The sequence below is a fragment of the Asanoa siamensis genome (genome assembly GCF_016862555.1).
In the GTDB taxonomy this organism is placed as follows: domain Bacteria; phylum Actinomycetota; class Actinomycetes; order Mycobacteriales; family Micromonosporaceae; genus Asanoa; species Asanoa siamensis.
The window spans coordinates 1-3620 of sequence record NZ_BONE01000174.1 but is presented as its reverse complement, the minus strand read 5'-3'; the positions used below and the strand labels follow the sequence as shown (position 1 = coordinate 3620).

3 protein-coding genes are annotated in these 3620 nt (G+C 67.8%); 1 reads left to right on the top strand and 2 read right to left on the bottom strand.

Annotated features, from left to right (window positions below):
- Positions 1 to 21: 21 nt before the first annotated feature.
- The gene (locus tag Asi02nite_RS40975) at positions 22 to 324 is read right to left on the bottom strand and encodes a PadR family transcriptional regulator (RefSeq protein WP_239127726.1); all 303 of its coding nucleotides are present in this window, start codon (positions 322 to 324) and stop codon (positions 22 to 24) included.
- A 639-nt stretch (positions 325 to 963) separates the two neighbouring features.
- Positions 964 to 1938, bottom strand: a complete 975-nt coding sequence (locus Asi02nite_RS40970; protein ID WP_203719440.1) for a hypothetical protein — start codon at positions 1936 to 1938, stop codon at positions 964 to 966.
- A 70-nt stretch (positions 1939 to 2008) separates the two neighbouring features.
- Between Asi02nite_RS40970 and Asi02nite_RS40965 the strand changes: the two genes are divergently transcribed.
- A complete protein-coding gene (locus Asi02nite_RS40965; protein ID WP_203719439.1) occupies positions 2009 to 2206 on the top strand; it encodes a hypothetical protein in 198 nt (65 codons plus the stop codon).
- The last annotated feature ends 1414 nt before the right edge of the window (positions 2207 to 3620 follow it).

The following is a 3620-nucleotide window of genomic DNA, read 5'->3' as shown; positions in this document are numbered from 1 at the left end:
GGCAGACGTTGACGACGCGGCTCACGACTCCCATGACGGCCTCGGCTTCACCGCACCGCGTCGGGGCGCACGCCGCTGACGATAGGCAGCGAGCTCCGCGCGGGCGCACTCCACTCCGTGCGGGGTGAGCTGGAACCACCGCCGGGCAGGCCGGCCGGCCGTCGCTGGATTGATGTCCTCCCAATGAGCACGCAGCCATTGCGCGCCGAGCAGCCTCGTCAGGATCGGGTAAACCGTGCCACTTGGATATCCCGTGGCGCGCATAACGTCGAGCCCGTAGCGCTCGACCGTCGGATCCTCGAGGAACACCTCGAGGATCCGCACCAGCGGGGTTGTGATTCGTATCGGAGGGGTCACAACCGCTTATCCTACATAGGGTCCAATGCTTGCGCTACATAGCCCAGAGCAGACGAGTCTGGTACTGCCCACCCGCGTCCAGTCGAGACGACGCCCGGGCGCGCCCTCGGCAGACATGCTGCGGTGACAGCACACGGTGCCGGGTGGCGGAGCCCTTGACACTGGCTGGCGCGGACGCCTCGCGGCCTCCCTGAGCTACTACGCACCGTCACCAGACCGGAGACCTATCAAAACCCTGGGATGCGTTCTGAATAGCCCTCGTGGCCTAAAAGGTCGGTGCTTTGCACGCTTTCGTTGAGACCGCACGTGACGGCGGTGCGGCCGCGAGCGTCGATCGATGCACGCGTCGTCATCAACGGCGTCCGGCACCTGTTCGAAAGGGAGTGCTGATGATTTCATCGACCCGTCGTCGCCGGCATATCGAAGATCCAGTTGTTGGCGGGAGCGTGGGGTGTGAGCCCGACCGACGCGGGGCAGACGGTGTGCAACGCGTCGGGGTTGGCCTGCTCGATCACGTGCGCGACCCAGCCGATAGGCAGCGCGGCGAGCCGGTTGAATACGCTGGTCAGCGCATCGGTCAGGGCCAGTGCCTACGAAGGGCTGAGGTTAGTCGAAGCGGATGCGGTAAACGGTAGCGGCGTAGGCTAGGTCGTCTGCGATCCCGGATCTTGGGAACAGCCCAGACGTGTTCTCGAACAGCGCGATGCGCTCCCTATAGGATCCCGCGTCGGGATGTTTGTCGATAAGTCGGCGTCCGTACATGATCGCCGTTTCCTCGTATCCGTTGGCTACGCACCAGGCAATGATGTTCACGGTGCCGTGGAACTGTGGCACGGACCCGGCAGCTATCCGCCGGGCCACTTCGTCATGGTCGTCGAAGAGGTCGAAGAGCGGGTGTGCGAGCTCCTCGATGGTTGCGCAGGCCTGGTCGATTTGGGTTGGGCGGCCGACGGGGTCGGCGAGGTTCCACTCCAGCCAGCGCGGAGGGTTCCGGAGATTGCCGAGGTTGCCTCCGGCGATTGCACCGTCGTGTTCTATGCCGCGTTTCGTGTGCCACCGCCGCACCGTCGTCGAGGTGACGGTGGCGAAGATGTTCATGGCCGCGTGGATGCCCGGCTTGTTGTATTGGCTGGAGAGGAAGGCGATCTCGTAGCGGTTGGCCGCAGTTTTGCGAGTCATGTGGGGTCCGCTGCGGCTATAGGTATAGCCGGCGGGAGCGAACCGTTCGGCGACCTGGACGCAGGCGGCCTGGAAGACGTCTCGAGGTCGCTCGTCTGTCGTCGTGAGTGGTGCCCCGATGCTGGGTTTCGGTCGCCGAACGCTGCCGGGCCTGCGGCGGCTGAGGGTAAGTGGACGTTGTGTGCCTTCGATGGCTGCCACTGCGGCAAGGGCCAATGCCTTAGCCAGCGACATCCTGCGGTTCGATCCGGACGGATCGCTCAGCAGGGCGAGCTCGGCCGCGTGCGTGCCAATCTCCTCAAGCTCGGCACCCGCTAGCTCGCCGACACGATCGGCGACCGCGTCCTCGCCGTACGAGCGGAGGGCCTTCACAAGCGCATCGGGATTCGTCCGGACGACCATCGACGAATAATACGAAGAACGTACGCAAGCGGAGGGACTGCCCGCGAGCACGCCTACAGTTGACGGTCCGGTGAACGGCCGGGAGGCGTGGGTCCGTCTCGACGACGACGGCAATCCGCCTGTCCAGCTGGACCAGACGTGGCTGTGGACCGAGTACGGCAGCGAGCTCCTCGACGCCGACGTCGACGGCGTCTACGTCCTGGAGCCGATCGCCGGCACCGGGCCGCCGTGGCGATACCTGTGGATCGCAACCACCCCGCGAAACTGAACCTCCGGCCGACCAAACGGGGTCGAGCGGCGCGTGTCGTTCGGATCAACAATGGGTTGGATGGCGGCCGATGACTGGTGACCCTGACGGGATCGTGGCGCGGGCCCGGCGGCGTCTGCACAGCGGTCGGGCCAGTGGCACGCCGGACCATCCGTACGCGCTCAAGGGTGGGACGTGGCTGTTGTGGGGTTTCGACGAGGGCGAGGAGCTCGACGAGGTCCTCGGCGTAGGAACAAACGTCGCGGGCGGCGTTCGATCTGGGTTGCGCCGCTGGCCGGCGTTAGGCCGCGGCGCGGGCGGCCGCCCATCTTCGGCGGGTGCAGGCGGCGGTGCCCGGCACGGAAATCGACGCGATCCTCGTCCACGAGCGGATCGCCGATAACACGACGGCTTTTGACGAGGCGCTGACCCCGGTTCCGGGCGACGCACCAGTTCTCGCCCGACGTGTCGGCCGCCGCCGCGCTACGCGACGTCGACCGGACATTGGATGCGCTGCGCGCCTTGGCTCGAGTGCTGGCCTCACCTGGCCCGCCGCCGGCGGATTCGCCTGGGGCCGACGCCGTCCTGGCCGAGTTGAGCACCCGACGACACCGGCGCTCGGCTGCGGTGGGCGGAGCTGGCCGGTGGTCCACGCGCCGCGCTGGTCGGCGAGCAGGTCGCGCTGCGGCAGTGGCATCGCCGGATCCTGGAGGACAGCGGTCTGCGGCGGCCCGAGTCGTGGCGCAGTCTCGGCTTGGTCGGCGACCACCCCGAATGGGCCGCACCGGTGCGCGCGCTCGGGGCACGTGACGTGGCGTTCCGTCGCGGCTTCGTCGAATGGATCGACATCGACACGACCACGTTGCTCGCCCAGGCGCCCGGTCTGTTCGCGGCCGCACCGGTCCATCTACGCCCGCCTCCGCAACCCTGCGGGTCGCCTGCACGAACCGCTCCTGCACCGCTTCCTTGCGCTCGACCTACGCGGCGAGCCGGTCACCGACGACGACCTCGCCGCGCTGGCCGCCAGCCGGCCACCAAACCTGTACGCGCTGGACCTGCGACATACCGAAGTCACCCCGGCAGGACTGGTGAAGCTCGACGCACTCCCACTACCTGGCGTGGCGCCGGATTCTGGGGCACCGCTGGCACGGCATGCGCCTACGCGAGATGCCCGAATTCGACGCGCTCACCGCCCTGAAACCACCGAGGCGATCCCGAGAGCGCCGAACAAACCATTCGATGGCGCGCACCTGGCTGCAAGCACGTGACGGGCCTCTGCTCGCGCGGAGGGCACGTCCGAGAGGCCCGTGAACGCGCGGCCGACCCTTGTAACCAGCCCGCGGGCGCCGACATGAGCGCCGTCGTCGTCTGAGCCGTGAGGCCCGCGCGCGGCTGTGAGGCGCCCGGGCTTAACTCGCTCCCGGCCGACTCTCAG